Origin of the sequence: Francisella sp. 19S2-4 (assembly GCF_036281795.1) — a bacterium.
In the GTDB taxonomy this organism is placed as follows: domain Bacteria; phylum Pseudomonadota; class Gammaproteobacteria; order Francisellales; family Francisellaceae; genus Francisella.
On sequence record NZ_JAWUZH010000045.1, the window covers coordinates 1 to 18,341 of the forward strand.

An 18,341-nucleotide genomic window follows, 5' to 3' on the forward strand; every position below is an offset into this window, starting at 1 on the left:
TATTAATTTATCTTGTTTGTATGAACTTAATCTACTTTTTCTCATCAAAACCATCCTAACATAACTTAGTTATCTAGAACAGCCCCTTAATTTTAATCTAAACGATAATAGCTTTATAATTTCTAATGATGATAAAATGCATATCAAAGAAGTAATTAATATATTTATCAGAGATGATTTATAAAATTAGGAGATAAAATTGAAAGTTAATACTATAACATTTTCACTTATATTTTTTATTTTACTATTAATAATTTTAGCTTCTATTTTAATGACATATACATTTCCTGTATTTTATATATCGAAAAATGATATTCCAAACTTACTTACAGCTCTATCTATAGTCTTAGCAATAAATATGACTTACTACTTCCCAATTCGAAGTATAAAAAATAATAAATATACTGCTCAACTAGTTTATATAATAATTTCCTCCATGGTTACACAAATAATCACTTTAATATTTTATTCACTTTTTATTATGCTAAAAAGTAACTATTTTGATTTTTTTATTAGCCATACAATTGTCCAAACTATATTTCTTAGCCTAACAATTTTTAGTCTATCATCACCATTAACTATTATTTATCTTGAATCAGAAATTGAAAAAATAAATAAACTAATCAAAGAGCAAAAACAAGAAAAGTTAATGTTACCTAATCCTATAAATAAAAACTTCTAAACAAATAAGAATTATAAAAATAACAATTATTATATTGTTACTAGACCATATAGATTAAGATAGCGTAAAAATTATTATAGGTAGTTATTTAAATTAGAATTTAGCATTGCCTGGTGTGCGAGGGAAAGGAATAAGCTCACGTATATTTGGTATACCTGTAATATATCCAAGCAATCTTTCAAAGCCCAAGCCAAAGCCACTATGAGGAACCGTTCCATAACGACGTAAATCACGATACCAGCCAAGAGTACTAGCATCAATACTCATTTCTTCTATACGTTTATCTAGAACTTCTAAACGTTCTTCACGTTGGCTTCCTCCAATAATTTCACCAATTCCTGGAACAAGAACATCCATAGCCGCAACAGTCTTACCATCATCATTTAAACGCATATAAAATGCTTTAATATCTTTTGGATAATTCATAATTACAACAGGTGCATTAAAATGTTTTTCACATAAGAATCTTTCATGTTCAGATTGTAAATCAACACCCCACTCTACTGGATACTCAAACTTCTGTCCAGATTGCTTTAAGATCTCTATAGCATCTGTATATTCAACTCTTACAAATCCTTTATCCACTACATTCTGTAATTTTTCTAATAAACCTTTTTGAACAAACTGATTAAAGAAGTTTAAATCATCTTCACTATTACTCATCACCTTTTGAATAACAGATTTAAGCATTTCTTCTGCTAAATCAGCATCATCATTCAAATCAGCAAAAGCTACTTCAGGTTCAATCATCCAAAACTCTGCTAAGTGTCTGCTAGTATTTGAATTCTCTGCACGGAAAGTTGGTCCAAAGGTATATACTTTTGATAGAGAACAACAATAACTTTCAACATTCAACTGTCCAGAAACAGTTAAAAATGTTTCCTTACCAAAGAAATCTTCTTTAAAATCAACTTGTCCTTGATCATTAAGAGGAGGATTAAGAGAGTCAAGAGTTGATACTCTAAAAAGCTCCCCAGCACCTTCACAATCATTAGAAGTCAAAATAGGTGTATTTACCCATAGAAAACCTTTTTCACATAGAAAATTATGAATAGCGTTAGCTAGTTGATTTCTTACTCTTGCAACAGCTCCTATAATATTTGTCCTAGTACGAAGATGTGCAACTTCACGTAAATGCTCCATAGTGTGACGTTTTGGTGAAACAGGATAAGTTTCAGGACTTTCAACCCAACCATATACTTCTATTTTTTGTGCTTGGATCTCAACACTTTGACCTTTACCTTGTGAAGCAATTAATTCTCCAGTAATTGCAACTGAACAGTCTTTTGTAAGTTTAAGAACTTCTTCAGAATAATTATCAACTGAATTTGGAACAATTGCTTGAATTGGATCAAAACAAGAACCATCATGAACAGCCACAAAAGAAAAACCAGCATTAGAATCTCTTCGGCTACGAACCCATCCTTTGATTGTTACAATTTGACCAATTAATTCAGGAGAGTTAAATAATTCTTTATTAGAATAATATTGTGCCATTTAATTTTAAGAAAATTATTTACAAGTGGACAAATTATATAACAAGCCATTATCTTTTCATATACCTAAACATTACATAAAAACCAATATATTAAGATTTATCTAAATAAGAATTTATAAAAAAATAAAATGAAATATTTATAGAAAAAACTAGTTAAGAAAGATTATTGATCTTGTTTTAAAGGAGCTGAAACACTAGCTTCTACGCGTTGGTTACGAGCATCAGATTTGCTTATACCATCTATAGTACTAGTATAACCAAAACCTTTTGTTATTATCTTACTGCTATCTAAACCTAATTGTTTCATATAACTAGAAACTGCTTGTGCTCTCTTTTCAGAAAGTTTTTGGTTATATAACTCAAACTCTTGACCTGTTTGACCTTGAGAAGCATATCCTTTAATAGTTACAGAAGCTATATCACTACCTTTTATAAACTTAACAAAAGACGCTATAGCATCTTTGCCTCTTTGATTTAAATTAGTACTATCATACGCAAATTTAGTATCTAAATAAACTGTCACGTCACTACCATTCACAGTGTAACATGCAACACCATCTTTAGTTAAATTAAAGTTTCCTTCACATTGCTTAATTCCTTGAGGAAGCACATACTTAGACTCATCTATTGTTGGCATAGCTGCTGCAGTCTCTGCTGCTGTTTTAGCACCATTATCTTGAATATTAGCAGTATCATTATTAGAGTTTGCTTTTCCACCAAAGAACCATGTTAAGCCAGCACCAATTACGTTAGTTCCTGCTTGACCATTAGGTCCTGAAATATTAGTTGGAGCCATAGTTTGTATATATCTATAATCAACACTAGCTTGAACATCTCTTGATAGTTCAAACTTAAGACCTCCACCAACGTCCCAAGCACCTGTAGCCTTACCAGCTATATTACCCCAACCAGCACCACCAACCATATATGGTGTAAACATAGTACTGTTACTGAAGTTAATAACACCTTCACCTAAACCAGCGAAATCTCTACCAACTAATTGATAATACTGAACTGCAAAATATTTATTTAAATTATAACCAAGAGTAAAGTTAGCAGCTGCGCCTGAAGGTGCATTAGCAGTTCCTGCAAGACCACTAGCTCCAACACCTAAATACCATTGACCTGTTCTATCTTGAGGCCCCCAAGTATTATTTTCATTTGTTAAAGAACTATATGTGTTAGCAAAAGGTGTGATGAAACTATTTGATTCAAGACTACTGCTAGTTGTTGCTGTAGTAGCATTTGCTGGTGTATCAACGTTATCAGAGTTAGCTGCAAAAGACATTGTAGCTGTACCTAATAGCACAGATGTAGCCATAACGATATTTCTTAATTTCATCAAAAACTCCTTTAAAGCTTATTTTATAATTTATAAATATATTGAAATACTGACCCCAGTATCATACATTATAAGAATCTTTTTTCAAGTTTTTTTTAAAGCAATTTTAAGAAACTAATTTATTATACTTTTCTAAGAGTTGTTCTTGTGTCTCTATTTTATTAGGATCTGTTATTATACATCTAATTGGACAAACTTTAGTACATTGCGATTCAGGAAAGTGACCAACACACTCAGTGCACTTATCTGGATTAATCTCATAATACTCTTCGCCTTGAAAAATAGCTTCATTAGGACATTCCGGCTCACAAATATCACAATTTATACAATCATCAGTAATTAATAATGCCATACTACGAACCTTTTCTATTATATTTAGATTCTATTTCTCTAAAAACACATTCTGGAACAAATTCATCTACTCGCTTATAATTATGAACAGCTACAGCTCTAACTAATGTTGAAGATATACATGAGAATTTCTCACTAGGAGTAAGAAATATAGTTTGAATACTACTGTTTAGCTTATTATTCATACTAGACATCTGATATTCATAATCAAAATCAGAAACAGCTCTTAATCCTCTAACTATTGCACAAGCATTATTTTTAGCTGCTGTATCTACAAGTAAACCTTCAAAACTAACAACCTTAACTCTTTGATTATTTTTAAAAACTTCTTTAATCATTTGCTCCCTATGAGCTAAATCAAAAAGTGTATTTTTTCCATAAGCTGTTGATACTGCTACAACTATTTCATCAAATATATTTAATGCTCTATCGACTAAATCAATATGACCATTTGTTATTGGATCAAAAGTTCCAGGATAAATCGCTATTTTATTCATAACTATAGTTTAAAACAATCCTAACTCTAATTTTGCTTCCTCTGTCATAAGTTCAGAATTCCATGGCGGATCAAAAACCATAACAACATCAACTTTATCAACATTTGGTAACATTGCCACTCGTCTTTCAACATCTGTCATAAGAACTGGCCCCATACCACAACCAGGAGCTGTAAGAGTCATATCGATGATAACGTGAAAATTACCATTTTCTAACTTTCTTGTAACAATATTATAAATCAAACCAAGATCCACAATATTAACAGGAATCTCAGGATCATAAACTGTTTTCATCTGATCCCAAATTGCATCCATATTTATAGGGTCTCCTGGTTTAATATCATATCCTTCAACAGGATATTTAACTACTTGCTTACCTATAGCATCAGCATCTTTACCATCTAAATGAAGCAAATTACCATTAACATTTAATGTAAAGCTCCCACCCTTGTCTTGAGTTACTAAGGCTTCTTGACCAGGCATAAGCTCAATTTCATTTCCAAAAGGCACTGCTATTGCTTTGACTTGCCTTCTGATTATAGTTACATCTGTTGTTTTCATTAAAAATATTTCCTAAACTGTAAAACTTTCGCCACATCCACAGCGCGCTGACTCATTTGGATTAGTATACTCTAATTTATACAACCCAAAATCATGCTTAACATAATCAATCTTTAGTCCATTTAAAAAGTCCATAGATTTATTAGATACAAAAAACTTCAACCCATGTTGATCTATTTCTGTTGTATCATTTGGCTTTTTAGCTACAAAATCGATATCATAAGCTAAGCCGGAACACCCCATAACCTTTGTACCCACATATATACCGATATTTGTAGAGTTTTTAGCTAAGTGTTTTTCAAAATGTTTAGCTGCTGCTTGAGTAACTTCTAAAATATTATTATTAGGATCAAAAACTTCAACCATATTAATATTAATCCTCTAAAATTATATTACTTATTTTAATTGAGATATTACTTTTTTCAATGCTTTAACAAATAAGTCGACTTCTTCAAAAGTATTATACATCCCAAAAGACATACGCACTGTTGCTGTTACGCCCATTCTATAAAGTAGTGGATGAGCACAGTGCTTGCCAGTTCTCACACACATTCCTTTAATTGCTAAAAGCTCACCAATATCGCCTGCATTACATCCATCTACTACAAATGTAATAACACCTGCCTTATTTTGTGCTTCACCTATTATTTTTAAACCATCTATTTCTTTTAACTTGTCAGTTGCATATTTTAATAAGCTTTTTTCATAACTAGCTATATTTTCCATACCAATTGAATTAACATAGTCAATCGCTTGACCAAACCCTATTGTTCCAACGATATCAGGAGTACCTGCTTCAAATTTGTATGGTGGCATAGCAAATATTGTTTTATCTACGGTTACATCATCAACCATATCTCCACCATAATTATAAGGAGGAAGTTTTTTTAATAAATCATATTTGCCATATAAAACTCCAACTCCAGTCGGTCCATATAGTTTATGACTTGAAAAGACAAAAAAATCACAATTCAAATCTTGAACATCAACTTTTGAATGTATAACTGCTTGAGCACCATCAACAATAACTAATATATCCGGATTTATTTTTTTGACTTTTTCAATAATCTCTTTAATAGGATTAATTGTTCCTAAAACATTTGAACATAAAGTTATTGCCAGAACTTTAGTTTTCTCGGTAATTAAAGATAAGAGATTTTGTACATCTAACTCTCCATTATCTTTAACCTTAGCAACATTAAAAACTAAATTTTCATTTTTACATAACATTTGCCAAGGTACAAAGTTAGCGTGATGCTCCATCTCTGTAACGATAATCTCATCTCCTGGACAAACCATAGATTTACCAATACATGTAGCTAAAAGATTAATTGCTTCTGTCGTTCCCTTAGTTATGACAATCTCATCAGATGATTTAGCATTAATAAAGTGCTGTACCTTTACGCGCACATTTTCATATTTCTCACTAGCTTCTTGACTAAGCCAATAAACACCTCTATGCACATTTGCATAATTAAATTTATAAGCCTCAGATACAGCATCAATAACAGTTTGAGGCTTTTGTGCTGATGCACCAGTATCAAAAAAAATTACCGGCTTATTATTTATAGTCTGATTAAGAAATGGAAAATCATCTCTAATTTTTTTTATATCATACATTTCTATGACGGCCTGTTTAATAACAAATCATTTAAATTATACTAAAATAGTATAATTTTACTAGTGCTATAAAGCTTGATCGATTTAGAAAACTGTGGAATTAAAAGTAATTATTAGCATACTGGAACATTAGTAGCTAAGCCACCTAAAGATGTTTCTTTATATTTACTACACATATCTAAGCCTGTTTCATACATGACTTTAATAACATAATCTAAACCAACAAAACGTTTTTCGCCAGTATCTAAGTGTGCAAGTTTAGCAGCATTTATAGCTTGAACTGCCCCCATAGCATTCCGCTCAATACATGGTATTTGTACTAGACCTCCAATAGGATCACAAGTTAAACCAAGGTTATGCTCCATTCCAATTTCAGCAGCTGATTCAATTGATTCAAGATCTCCACCAAGCAAAGCACAATACCCAGCAGCCGCCATTGAACAAGCAACACCCACCTCACCTTGGCAACCAACTTCAGCAGCAGATATAGAAGCTCCAGACTTATACAAAATACCTATAGCTGCGCATACTAAGAGATACTTATTAACCACTTGTTTAAGCTCATTTTGATTAATTATCTCGTGTGTTTGCAAATAATACTTAAGTACCGCAGGAATTATGCCAGCAGCTCCATTTGTTGGTGCAGTAACAACTCTTTCACCACATGCATTTTGTTCATTTACAGCTATTGCAAAAGCATTTAAATAGTTAAAATCCGTATTCACTATATTATGCTCTTTTAACTTCCTAATCATACTTGGAGCTCTTTTTCTTACCTTAAGACCTCCAGGTAAAGTAGTTTCTGCACAAGTTAAACCTTTCTCAATAGATGTATCCATAACACGCCAAATTTCAGCTAATTTATCAAGAGATTCCTGCTCACCATATGCAGTTTTTTCATTTTCAAACATTATTTGATCAATAGTTTTATTATCTCGCTGACAAAGCTCTTTTAATTGTGCCATACTTGCAAATTTATACGGTTTATTACAAGGTACCTCTGTAGGAACCTCATCTTTACTAATTTGCTTTTTATCAACAATAAAACCACCACCTATCGAGAAATACTCTTTTTCACAAAGTAATTTATCTTCCTTAAATAAAGAAAAACGCATTCCATTAGCATGCTCTGGTAAAAACTCATCATAGTGAAACACTAAATCTTTATCATAATCAAAATCTATTTTAAACTCTTGACCTAAGTTAAGCTTTTTATCACTTAAGCAATTATCATAAAGCTTTTTTGCTAACTCAATATCTACAGATTCAGGTAAGAATCCCATAACGCCTAAAATAACCGCATAGTCTGTTTTATGCCCTTTACCAGTCAAGGCTAATGAACCAAACAAATCAATCTTGATTCGTGTTGTTTGTGGTAGTTTATCCTTATATAAATTAATAAAATCGGATCCCGCTCTCATTGGACCTATAGTATGAGATGAAGATGGGCCAACACCTATAGAAAAAAGCTCAAATGTACTTTCCATAAAATCTCCTAAAAGATATAGTTTTTTTATAACTTCAAAACAGTTAATTATATCTCATTTTAATCTTTTTTCTCTAATTTTCCAATCAGGCATATAGCTTGCAATATAACTATAAAACTCTCTTGAATGATTAGGATGAGTTAAATGTGCAATTTCATGAAGAACAACATATTCTATTGCTTTGATATCTCTTAAGATCAAATTAAAATTTAAATTAATTGTTTTTTTTATATAGTTACAAGATCCCCAGCGAGTCTTAGTTTTTTTTATACTAACTCGCTGTATTTCTTGATTAGTTATTTTTAAAAATTTTGCAACAAGATTATTCAAAATAATATCTGCCCGATCTCTATAAAATTCCTCTAATAATTTTAATTTAAATTCATTATTATCAATAACACTTTGATTTAATAAAAATTCAAGGCAATCCTCATGTTCACAAATCAGATTCTGTTTTGATTCTGTAAGCTTAACTAAGTACTCTCTACCTAAAAAATAAACATAACTGCCTTCTCTTAAATCATAGTTTTCATAATTAAACTGCTGATGCATTGACAGTCTCTTTGCATGTTTATCTAACCATGCTTTTTTTGATTCTAATAATTTAAATATTTCCTTTCTAGTTACTTCTTTCGGAGATGTAACTGTAACCACATTATCTTTACTCAAAGAAATCTTTATATTCCTAATATTTTTGTAAATGATATTAACTTCAAAATTCAAAATATCATTCCTTTAAACTTATAGACTTCTAATGATAAATTAAGGTTATAACAATGTTCTCAAAAATACTACTGGAGCTAGTTAATTACTATAAAAAGGAGTAAAATTTAGATATCTTTCCTCCTATTTAATAAGCGGGAGATGTAATTATGAAGCCTCTTGATTTTTATTGGATCTTTAGCTTGGTTGCAACAGCGTTTGGAGCAGGCGTCTTATATATTCCCACAAGTGCTATTTTTATTGATACATGGGCTGTTTTTCTTATTGGGTTTCTTGCTGCTTTAGCTATAGCAATAGGACATACTTTCTTATCAAGGGTAGTTCTTTATCAAAATGAAAATGCTGAAGTTAAAAACATATCGGAAGTTGTAAATGAGAATATGGGTAAAAAATGGGGATATATATTTTCTTTAGTATTTTTTCTATCTACATTTACAGTAATTCTCATATACTCACTAGGAATAAGAGATGTATACACAAGTGTATTTGCCCAAATCTTTAATATTAATGATAGCAAATGGGGACTTGCATACATCCTGTCACTTCTAATACCACTATTACTAATGCTTATTGGTTTGCTAGATACAAAAAAAACTATCAAAATTATCACTATCTTTGCAGTTTTACTATTAATTTCAATAATTTTCTTATCAATATACTTATTTATTCATAGAGTACCAACAAGCGATAAAATAAATAATATTATGTCCGACACTTCTGTTTATCAAAAGCTTGGACTTTTTTTTGGCTTTTTTTCTGTCATGGTATTTGGCATGAATTTTAGCTCAATCGTACCTAGATTTTCACTATGCTACAGACACCATGTTTTAAAGAGCACTATACTAATATTTATAGCTACAGGACTATTATTATTTCTTTTGATATTTTTCTCTCTAGCATGTAAATATGTAATCCCAGCAGATGTTCTAACTCAATTAAAATCAAACAGTAATATAGAAAATGTCTCAGCATTACAGGTAATTCAACGATCACTGCCTGATAAAAACATACTCAACGATATTGGCTTGTTGATTTCAGTTCTACTATTAACAGGATCATTTATAGGAACTTTTATAGGGACCAGAGAAGCTACAGAAAATATAGTAAAAATATTTGCTCCTAAAAAAGACAAAAAGCAAATAGAAAAAATAGCTTTTAATATAATTATCGTAATGGTTTATTTCGTAATTTTATCGCATATTTCTATAAAACAAATAATAAGTGAAATAACATCTCCAAGCATACTAGCGTTAATATACATTATCCCTATAATGTTTTTTATAAAAACTAGAAAAAACAAATAGCTAAAAATAGTACGCTATTTTAATAATAGTCTCAGCTTATATAATTAATTTATAGTGGTTTTATTAACTAAAATGATAACTTTTATAAGAACCTAAAACTTTTAAAAATGTACTTTTCTTAAGAACCTCTAATAGTGCCTGTTGAACGATTAAATCATCTTCTGATCCTTCAAAGTCAATAAAAAATAGATAATTCCAAGCTCTATCTCTAGATGGTCTTGACTCTATCTTAGTTAGGTTTATATTAAGTTTCCCAAAAACATTCAAGGTATTGACTAACGCATTTGGTTTTTCTTCAACAGAAAAAATAATTGTAGTTTTATGTTTGTCATTATCAGAATCCACATTAATTTCATCATACCCCATCAAGAAAAAGCGCGTATAATTAAAATGCTCATCTTCAAACTGATTTTGAAAAATTTTTAATCCATAAGTTTTAGCAGCAAGCTCTCCTGCAATAGCTAAATGCTGATGTTGATTTGTCTCATAAATATATTTTGCTGCTCCAGCAGTATCAATAAAAGCTTCTGGTGTTAATCTCAATCTTTTTAAGCTTTTAGAACACTGAGATAAAGCTTGCGGATGAGATATTACACTTTTAACTTCGGAAATTTCAACATCAGGTAATCCCATCAGACAATGTTTAATTTTCAAAACAATCTCTGCTTTTACTTTTAAATTACTTTTAATTAGCTCATCATATGCAGGTACTACAGATCCAGCTAGAGAATTTTCTACAGGTATCATTACAAAATTTGATTTACCCACAATTGTATGTTCAATAGCATCTGAAAAAGAAAGACACGGTATTGTTTGGAACTCTTTTATACCTTGCTGATTCAAAAAACTAGTTATTGCTTGTTCAGAATATGCTCCATGCTCACCTTGAAAAGAAACTTTAATCATAGAAGTACTTTAGAATAATTATTTAGTAAATAATAATACAGCCTTTTCAAAATTAATAAAATAGTAACGTGAGCAACTCTATATATAAAAATAAATTAAATTAATGGCTATTTTGCAAATGTAATGCCGAATCTATACCTTGCTGTATTTCACTCGATGTTAAACAATAATGTTTAGCAATGATACAAGTAATAAAGCTAATTATCAGTAAAATAGCCGCCGCTGAATAAAAATCCAAAAAGCCAATCCCATTAAAATCACTTAGATATGAAACTATAGATACTGCAACAATATAAAACCAAAACCAAATAGATTGTTTAAAGTGCCAAGAAATTTTTTCTGATTTATCAGCTCCTAAACTTCTATATGTCCCAAGCATGAAAATAGCTATACAAATAGCTATACCAGATTTAGATACAATATCCCAACCACTCCATAAAAAAACTAATGTTGATGAGAAAACTCCAAGTAAAGATATTAGAAATACTCCTTTTAATTTAAAAGGTCTATCAATATTAGGTAGCCTATGTCTCATTGCTAAAGTTGATGTCGCACCAGTTAAATAAGTTAGAGATATTAAAGAAGTTAAAAATGTTGTCATTGTTTTCCAACCAGGAAAAGGCGCAAACATTATCATAGCTATTAAAAAATTAAGGGTAATTGCATAAAGAGGTTTGCTAGTAACAGGATTTAGTTTATTCAAAATTTTAGGCATATAACCATTTGAAACCATTGCGCTTAAAGAATTTAACGCAACACAAAAATATAATAATCCAGCAACAAGAGGAAAAAGTATAGCTCCAAAATATAAGAAATACATAATCCATGTTTGGCCTAAATTTTGTGCAATTAAAGCAAATGCTCCAAAACTAGAGTTACCATTAGAAAAGATATCTTGCATACCCCATTGGTTATTATGTACATATTTAGATGCTATCATTACATATGCAATCTGTAAAAATAAAAAGATAAATAAACAAACTAATATAGTTCCAATTGTTGCTATTGGAATTGCCTTTGATGGATTCTTTGTATTACCAGCCATCTCAACAATTGTTTTAAAACCAACAAATGCATAACCAATGCCACCCAAAGATATAGCTGAAAACACTCCATTTATACCATATGGCATAAACTTAAAACCATGCTCAACTGTTTTAGTACTTAATTGAGGCAGCGTATAACATAAAGCTAATAATGAAGCACCAACAATTATTGGTACAATAACTTTAAACAAAGTAATTACATTATTAGCTTTAACTAACCATCTTAATGAATAAAAATTAAAAACACTAAACACCAATAACATTACTACAGCTAAAGGTATTCCATATACTGATAATGCACCTGTTTTTACATTTATCAAATCAGGGTAAAATACTGCTAAATACTGTATAACGGCTTGCACTTCAATAGGAGCTAAAACTAAATAAGAGATCCATGTAATCCATGCAAAAATATAGCTTAATAAAGTACCATGAGTTATATGTGGAATTCTCGAAGAAGATCCTTGTACTGGAACAATAGTACAGCTTTCTGCAAAAGTTAATGCTATAAAAACCATAAGAACTGCGCCAATAATCCAAGATAATATAGAAGCCGGACCTGCATATTCAGAAGTATACTGAGCTGAAAACATCCAGCCAGAACCCATAATAGTCCCTATACCTACTGCTATAAGGCTACCTACGCTTAGCTTATTCTTTGCCATAAAACAAATATTTTCTTATACTATAACTTTCAGTTTATGCCTAGGAAAATCAAAAGTAAAGACCTATGGATAATCTAAGCTTATGTTTCTTTTCTAAGAATTCTCTGATTTAATGTTGCAATGATATCATACTCGATTGTTTGTAAGTTTTTAGCAATAGTTTTAACACTATTTTTTCTTTCTGAGATATTTGATATAAGCTCAACTTCATCTCCAACCCCAAAATTTTGCTCATTTATACCTAAGGATATCGCTAAAGCATCCATATTTATTCTCCCAACAATTGGATAAGGGATATCTTTAATATAAACAAAGCCATTATTCCCAAGCTCTCGAGGAAAACCATCTCCATAACCAACAGGCAATATTGCTATGACTTCATCTTTTTTACCAATATAGCTAACTGAATAACCAACTTCACATATTTTATCTAACTTTATAAGCTTCACTATTTGTGTAACTAACTTAGCAACTGGACGTATAGATTTTAGTCTCTCATCAACACTAAACTCTGGTAAAAAACCATAACTTAATATACCTGGTCTGACCATATCAAAATTAATATTATCCTGCCCTACACAACCATAAGAGTTTGCTAAATGGCACATTATTTTTGTATCTATAGATTTAATAAATGTTTGTATTTCTATAAATTTATTTATTTGAGTTTGATTAAATGGATGGTTCTTCTCATCAGCGCATGCCAGATGACTATATATTCCTTCAAGATCAATATACTCAGATTCTCGTACTTTTTTTACAATATCTACTATATGCTCACAATCTACACCTAACATATTCATACCTGTATTAATAAAAATATGAATTTTAGCTTTTTTAGAGCTTTGCTTAGCATAACGTTCTATTATATCAATATCTTTAAAACTATGAATGCTAACTCTAATTTCTTTATCTATTAGCTCTTTGAGATAAAAAGTTTCAATGACTCCAAAGATCAATATAGGCTTAGCTGATGAGCTTTTATAGACATCAAGCGCTTCACTAGCACATGCTGTAGCATAGAAATCCACAATATCTTTAGTATTTTTTACCACAAGATTTAAATTATGGCCGTAAGCATCCGCTTTGACAGGTAAACATAGTTTTGTTTGTGTATATTCTTTTATTATAGAAATGTTATTTCTTAGCGTAGCTATATCTAACTCAAGAAAATTTACATCCATAAAAAATCACCTAAATATCAAATTCTTGTTGTATATTATTTATAAAATTATCCAACTGAGTATTTTCCAAGAAACTTTGTAAGCGTTTCCCACAACTACCATCACGCATCATAATAACGAAACTAAACACTACTAAATCAACTAATGAAACCTTATTATTAAAAAAATACTCTCTATCACCTAAAAAGTCTGTTATTGCTTTTAGATTTTCTTCAGCTTTTGAGTAAATTTCGTCATTTGTTAAATTAACTACACCTATAGCTTTAAGTTGACGTAATACATTTCTTTTTGCAACTGGATATATAATATTAGCCATTGCCTTAGGTAAGTTTATAGATTCTGTAAAATCTTTCTTCCAAGCAGTATTATTCTTATCCGCCCAGCGACCATATACTCCAACCCAGTACAAACTATCTTCGCATAATCTAATAAAAGCTGTTGAAATAGTTTTTTGTTGCGGATCTAAATGACTATCTATACTAACTTGATTTTGTTGTTCTAACATTTTGATTATAAGATTACTATCAGCAAACTTTTTACCCATAGTCTCTATATATGGCATTTTACCAGTTGGAGACTTATTAAACTCTAAGTTAAAATGGTTTTTATAATCAATATCCATAACTTTCAAATAAAGCTCTAACTTTAAACAAAAAGGACTAGAGCTATAATTTTTACCTTTTAAAGGAGGTAGTTGGTTTAAATGAATCATACATTATTCCTAATTATCAAAATCTATAATATTATTTGCTGGTTTACGGGATAAATCTTCTTGCTCTGCTATAACACTTTCTTTAACAATATCTGCTTTTTCAAATTCAGATATAACAACATCATCAAGCTTACCATTTTTTATAACTATATATCCTCTATATCTTTCATCAGAGGTAGATGTATTATAATCAAATGAATACACCCTATAAAAAGCTATACATTTTCTCTCAAATTTAATGCTAATCTTACGTAAGCATACTGTATCATCTAACAAATCCAAGTTATATTTTTGTGATGACCGTTGCGCTACACCTATTGCATACTCTTTATTTTTCATAAAATTCCGCCATGTAAAAAAGCATATGCCCAAAAATATTATTGTATATAGCGCTACTGACATACTATTTACCTTAAAGTCTCAATTAATAAGCTATTATATGGTAAAATCTATTCGTTATAAAATATAAGAACAAATTACTTTGAAAAATTTAAAATATTTTTATGGATCGATTATTGTAACTGCTATTGGTATAGTCCTCGGAGAATGTTTATATCCATCAATACCTCTAGTTACGACATATACAATATTAATCTTAGCTGCATTAGAAATATCTCTAAGTTTTGATAATGCTATTATAAATGCAAAAGTTCTTGGGCAAATGTCAAAAAAATGGCAAAAAATATTTATTTATCTAGGCATGCCTGTAGCTGTATTTGGAATGCGCTTAGTATTTCCAATTTTATTAGTAACTCTCTCTAGTGGTGCTCATTTTTTAAGTGTTATACATCTTGCTTTAAATGATCCTGAGAAATATCAATTAATATTAGAGCAATCAATGCCATATATATGTAGTTTTGGTGGTAGTTTCTTACTTATGGTATTTCTAAACTTTTTCCTTAGTGAAAATGAAGGACATCACTGGATACCTTTAATTGAAAATAATAAGCTAACTAAAAAAGTCCGTGAATATAATGGTGGCTATATCTTTTTTGCTGTAGTTATTGGTCTTATTGTAATCTACAGTATAGATACTTCTTATCAAGGAGAGTTAGCAATAGCTTATCTTTTAGGAATAATAGTTCATGAAGGATTAGGATTACTTAATTCTTTTTTTGACTCAGTTAAAGTGGATGCTTTAGATGTCGCTCGTAATGGCTTAATGGGATTTATTTATTTAGAGATAATTGATGCTTCTTTTAGTTTTGATGGTGTTGTTGGAGCTTTTGCAATTAGTACAAATATTATAATAATAATGATAGGCCTAGGCATAGGAGCTATGTTTGTTAGATCTTTAACTATACTTTTTGTTGAGAAAAAAACATTAGCTAAATACATATATCTGGAACATGGTGCACATTATGCAATAGGCTTTTTAGCTGCAATACTACTACTAAAAATTTTTATAAATATTCCAGAATGGTTTAGTGGTTCTATTGGTATAGTAATATTAGCACTAGCGTTTATCCACTCAATTATTAATAATAGGAACTCAAAGAACTAAAGCTTTTAACTGTCTAACAGACTTAGCTACATTATTAGATACTTCAATAACTTTCCGTCTCGAAACATGCTCCGTATATGCAATAAATTTATCAGCAAAGCCGACCTCATATAATTGATAATCAGTATAGCCATCACCAACTGCTATAACTTGACCTTCAATTAAACTCCTAGCATTCTCGAAAGCTTTTAATTTAGAATCACAAGCACCATTAGAATTATTAAGGCTCACAAAGTCACCACAATCATTCCAAATGACATCAACCGCAAAAATATTTTGTCTTGATATTTGTAGATAATCCGCAAATGGTTCAATACTCTCTGTTAATCCACCACTAAATATCCAAACGTAATAGCCTTTCTGTTTTAACTCATCAATCAGCTCTTTAATACCATCTGTTAATAGATTTGGACAGTATTTATCCGCAAATTTTTTTATACTTTGCTGAGTTGGACTCGCTATAGCTAATCGTTTTTCTAAAGATTCTCTAAAACTAAGATCTCCTTGCATTCCTAAATTTGTTATCTCTTCTATTTCTACTAACTTTTCTGGTGAGTTTTTTAAGATAGGCTCCAGAATAAGTTCTAATGATTCCTTCTTAATTAAAGTTGAATCAAAATCAAATATTATATTTTTCATAAAACTTCTATTTTAAATAAATTCCGTGTAATGCTGGTGGAATTTGGATTGGTAAATATGCTTTATATACTATACTTAAATCTTTTGCATCTAGATAGACTACATAACTAAGTCTCTTAATATTATCAATTATATTAACAAAAATTAAACCATCATCTTCACTCTTAGCTTCTGGATTAGCAATAAAGATTGGCTCAGAAACATAATCATCAGCAAAATCACATTCTGAAATACTATTATTATATAAATCTAGTTTTATTACACTATTAAAAAACTCAGCTTCGCCTTTGCGATTAGCTAAATACATAAATTGATAATCTTTAGTTAAAAACTTTTGATTAATTCTAGCAAATTCAGCATTTTTATCAGCTATTACTGTTTTACTAACTAAACCATCATCAAGATTTATAGTTACTCTATTAACTTGAGTCTGAAGCTTACAGTCATCATTATCTATATTTTTAAAATAAAACTTTTTATAAGGCTCTAAATTATCTATATACTCCATAAAATCAAGGTAAATTTTCTGACCTTTTTCAAAAGCATTTGCTGAATGTAACATAACAAAACTAGAAGCATCTATATACTTAGCTTCTAGTGTATTCCTATTTACTATAAGAAACTGGCATTTTGCGTTACTATCATGTGATATAACTTCTGAAATTGGCTTAGATAAAAAATCTACAGATCTAGCTCTTAATGGACCTAGATATAGTACAACATAGTTTTTCGTCAAAAACAAAGTATGATTATATATAAACTGAGAATTAGAAAACTTATATAACAACTCTCTTTTAGAACTACCTTTAGAAACTTTATACAAGCTATAGTGACAATCTTTAGATATATTTACAACAAAATTAAACTGCTCTTTTGTAGTAGGATCAAATTGGGGATGAGCACAGCTAAATTGTCCTTTTAGATTATCATCAAATCTAAATTCTTCTAATGTTTGAAGGTTCTCTTTATTAAACTCAAGCATAGTAGCAACTTCGCTAGTAGCAAGTAGTTTATTTTTAAAACTAAGTATATTTACGTTAAAACTTGGTTTATCAGATTTTAAACCCAAGATTGTCTTTAGTATAGCAGCTATTTTATTAATCTTAGAAGGAACCATAGTACCAAACTCATCATACCTCATCTTCCCTTTTTTTGAGGCAAAATATTGTTCTGATTCTAAGTACTTATTTGAAAAATAAATATTCTTCCCATGCCTTTGAAAGCTATATAACATTGCTAAACCATCAAACCAATGATTCAATTTTATCTGCCCATATGCAAATTTTGCAGGACCAACTCTTAATACTTGTCCGCTAAACCAATCTGGTAGTTTTGATATATCTGGCTTTAAAATATATTCTGAAAACTCTTGATTAACACTAGTAAACGCTAAAGATAATTTACTCATACTGCCCCACAAACAAAGTATTGTTACCTTTATTATACCTTTAACTATTTTATTACTTAAATAACATTTATATTTTTAAGAAAAATTTATTAAGACTATCAAAAATAGCAGCCATTATAGTTATATCATTTAATAATTAAGACTGTTGAATAAATCTTTCAATTTCTATGAATAGGAATATTTTTGCTATTTTTAGTAAAAACTTAGCCTTA

At 30.0% G+C, this 18,341-nt stretch carries 19 protein-coding genes; 3 read left to right on the forward strand and 16 right to left on the reverse strand.

Going from position 1 to position 18,341, the window contains the following annotated elements:
• Window positions 1-199: 199 nt before the first annotated feature.
• Complete coding sequence (locus tag R8535_RS08950) at window positions 200-682, forward strand: hypothetical protein (protein ID WP_329499507.1); 483 nt, start codon at window positions 200-202, stop codon at window positions 680-682.
• 93 nt (window positions 683-775) lie between these two features.
• Here R8535_RS08950 and asnS read toward each other — a convergent pair whose 3' ends face one another.
• The 9 genes from asnS to R8535_RS08995 all read right to left on the reverse strand — a co-directional run bounded on the left by asnS (window position 776) and on the right by R8535_RS08995 (window position 8,761).
• Window positions 776-2,179, reverse strand: a complete 1,404-nt coding sequence (gene asnS, locus R8535_RS08955) for an asparagine--tRNA ligase (RefSeq protein WP_329498529.1) — start codon at window positions 2,177-2,179, stop codon at window positions 776-778.
• A 164-nt stretch (window positions 2,180-2,343) separates the two neighbouring features.
• Window positions 2,344-3,522 carry an OmpA family protein gene (locus R8535_RS08960; protein ID WP_329498528.1) on the reverse strand — a complete coding sequence of 393 codons (1,179 nt, stop codon included), beginning with the start codon at window positions 3,520-3,522 and terminating at the stop codon, window positions 2,344-2,346.
• Window positions 3,523-3,628: 106 nt separating this feature from the next.
• Window positions 3,629-3,874 (reverse strand): YfhL family 4Fe-4S dicluster ferredoxin, encoded by a 246-nt coding sequence (locus R8535_RS08965; RefSeq protein WP_329498525.1) that lies wholly within the window; start codon window positions 3,872-3,874, stop codon window positions 3,629-3,631.
• A gap of 1 nt (window position 3,875) precedes the next feature.
• Window positions 3,876-4,370: a pantetheine-phosphate adenylyltransferase gene (coaD, locus tag R8535_RS08970; RefSeq protein WP_329498523.1), complete on the reverse strand. Its 495-nt coding sequence runs from the start codon at window positions 4,368-4,370 to the stop codon at window positions 3,876-3,878.
• Window positions 4,371-4,379: 9 nt separating this feature from the next.
• The gene (gene sufT / locus R8535_RS08975) at window positions 4,380-4,931 is read right to left on the reverse strand and encodes a putative Fe-S cluster assembly protein SufT (protein ID WP_329498522.1); all 552 of its coding nucleotides are present in this window, start codon (window positions 4,929-4,931) and stop codon (window positions 4,380-4,382) included.
• A 12-nt stretch (window positions 4,932-4,943) separates the two neighbouring features.
• A complete protein-coding gene (locus tag R8535_RS08980) occupies window positions 4,944-5,297 on the reverse strand; it encodes a HesB/IscA family protein (RefSeq protein ID WP_329498520.1) in 354 nt (117 codons plus the stop codon).
• Window positions 5,298-5,327: 30 nt separating this feature from the next.
• On the reverse strand, window positions 5,328-6,551 hold the full coding sequence (locus R8535_RS08985) for an aminotransferase class V-fold PLP-dependent enzyme (protein ID WP_329498518.1): 1,224 nt from the start codon (window positions 6,549-6,551) through the stop codon (window positions 5,328-5,330).
• 113 nt (window positions 6,552-6,664) lie between these two features.
• Window positions 6,665-8,038 carry an L-serine ammonia-lyase gene (locus R8535_RS08990; RefSeq protein WP_329498516.1) on the reverse strand — a complete coding sequence of 458 codons (1,374 nt, stop codon included), beginning with the start codon at window positions 8,036-8,038 and terminating at the stop codon, window positions 6,665-6,667.
• Between the two features lie 54 nt (window positions 8,039-8,092).
• The gene (locus R8535_RS08995) at window positions 8,093-8,761 is read right to left on the reverse strand and encodes a M48 family metallopeptidase (protein WP_329498514.1); all 669 of its coding nucleotides are present in this window, start codon (window positions 8,759-8,761) and stop codon (window positions 8,093-8,095) included.
• A gap of 149 nt (window positions 8,762-8,910) precedes the next feature.
• Between R8535_RS08995 and R8535_RS09000 the strand changes: the two genes are divergently transcribed.
• Window positions 8,911-10,065: an aromatic amino acid transport family protein gene (locus tag R8535_RS09000; RefSeq protein WP_329498512.1), complete on the forward strand. Its 1,155-nt coding sequence runs from the start codon at window positions 8,911-8,913 to the stop codon at window positions 10,063-10,065.
• A gap of 63 nt (window positions 10,066-10,128) precedes the next feature.
• On the opposite strand, the gene pheA is transcribed toward R8535_RS09000, so the two are convergent.
• The 5 genes from pheA to R8535_RS09025 form a co-directional block, all read right to left on the reverse strand.
• A complete protein-coding gene (gene pheA / locus R8535_RS09005; RefSeq protein ID WP_329498510.1) occupies window positions 10,129-10,971 on the reverse strand; it encodes a prephenate dehydratase in 843 nt (280 codons plus the stop codon).
• A 100-nt stretch (window positions 10,972-11,071) separates the two neighbouring features.
• A complete protein-coding gene (locus tag R8535_RS09010; RefSeq protein ID WP_329498508.1) occupies window positions 11,072-12,682 on the reverse strand; it encodes an APC family permease in 1,611 nt (536 codons plus the stop codon).
• Window positions 12,683-12,762: 80 nt separating this feature from the next.
• Complete coding sequence (gene alr, locus R8535_RS09015) at window positions 12,763-13,866, reverse strand: alanine racemase (RefSeq protein WP_329498507.1); 1,104 nt, start codon at window positions 13,864-13,866, stop codon at window positions 12,763-12,765.
• 10 nt (window positions 13,867-13,876) lie between these two features.
• Window positions 13,877-14,578: a glutathione S-transferase family protein gene (locus R8535_RS09020; protein ID WP_329498506.1), complete on the reverse strand. Its 702-nt coding sequence runs from the start codon at window positions 14,576-14,578 to the stop codon at window positions 13,877-13,879.
• A gap of 9 nt (window positions 14,579-14,587) precedes the next feature.
• The gene (locus R8535_RS09025; RefSeq protein WP_329498504.1) at window positions 14,588-14,980 is read right to left on the reverse strand and encodes a DUF3301 domain-containing protein; all 393 of its coding nucleotides are present in this window, start codon (window positions 14,978-14,980) and stop codon (window positions 14,588-14,590) included.
• A 79-nt stretch (window positions 14,981-15,059) separates the two neighbouring features.
• Here R8535_RS09025 and R8535_RS09030 point away from each other — a divergent pair, with 79 nt between their 5' ends.
• Window positions 15,060-16,082, forward strand: a complete 1,023-nt coding sequence (locus R8535_RS09030) for a DUF475 domain-containing protein (protein ID WP_329498502.1) — start codon at window positions 15,060-15,062, stop codon at window positions 16,080-16,082.
• Here the strand turns inward: R8535_RS09030 and R8535_RS09035 are convergent.
• Both R8535_RS09035 and R8535_RS09040 read right to left on the reverse strand, forming a co-directional pair.
• Window positions 16,071-16,721, reverse strand: a complete 651-nt coding sequence (locus tag R8535_RS09035) for an HAD-IB family phosphatase (RefSeq protein WP_329498499.1) — start codon at window positions 16,719-16,721, stop codon at window positions 16,071-16,073. The genes R8535_RS09030 and R8535_RS09035 overlap by 12 nt on opposite strands.
• Before the next feature lie 7 nt (window positions 16,722-16,728).
• Window positions 16,729-18,129 carry a carotenoid oxygenase family protein gene (locus R8535_RS09040; protein WP_329498497.1) on the reverse strand — a complete coding sequence of 467 codons (1,401 nt, stop codon included), beginning with the start codon at window positions 18,127-18,129 and terminating at the stop codon, window positions 16,729-16,731.
• Window positions 18,130-18,341 lie beyond the last annotated feature (212 nt).